Source organism: Microbacterium sp. Y832, assembly GCF_057669765.1.
The window spans coordinates 1-775 of the sequence record NZ_JBYHFM010000022.1 but is presented as its reverse complement, the minus strand read 5'-3'; the positions used below and the strand labels follow the sequence as shown (position 1 = coordinate 775).

1 protein-coding gene is annotated in these 775 nt (G+C 66.2%); it reads left to right on the top strand.

Annotated features, from left to right (window positions below):
- Positions 1 to 119: 119 nt before the first annotated feature.
- The coding region (locus AC25YV_RS12805; RefSeq protein ID WP_488124241.1) for an IS256 family transposase at positions 120 to 775 on the top strand (656 nt) is incomplete at its 3' end.

Genomic DNA, 775 nt, shown 5'->3' with positions numbered 1-775 from the left:
AGTAGTGCCCCGTAGCGTGGTGTAGCCCACGGTGGCGGGCTCGTCGCTCCTGACGTAGGCGCGGTCACCGTGTGATCCTTCGAGAAGTCTCTTACCTCCACTCGAAAGGCATCATCACGATGACCGCACTTCATATTGTCGACCCTGCGAGCGTGCTCGCTGAAGCCCTGACCGACGCGTCGCCAGATCTGATGCGCAGCCTCCTGCAAACAACGATCAACGCGCTTCTGTCCGCCGACGCGGACGCCGTGGTCGGCGCGGAATGGGGAAAGCCCAGCCCCGACCGCACCGCGCAACGCAACGGGTACCGGCACCGCGACCTCGACACCCGTGTCGGCACGATCGATGTCGCGATCCCGAAGCTCCGCCAGGGCACGTACTTCCCGGAATGGCTCCTCGAGCGCCGCAAACGGGCCGAGACCGCCCTGATCACTGTCGTCGCGGACTGTTACCTCGCCGGGGTCTCGACCCGGCGGATGGACAAGCTCGTCAAGACCCTCGGGATCCACTCCCTCTCGAAATCGCAGGTCTCCCGGATGGCCGCGGACCTCGATGAACACGTCGACCAGTTCCGGCACCGCCCGCTCGGCGACGCGGGACCGTTCACGTTCGTCGCCGCCGACGCGCTCACCATGAAAGTCCGTGAGGGCGGCAGGGTAATCAACGCGGTCGTGCTCGTCGCGACCGGCGTGAACGGCGACGGTCACCGCGAAGTCCTCGGCCTGCGGGTCGCGACCAGTGAGACCGGAGCTGCATGGAACAGCTTCTTCGCCGA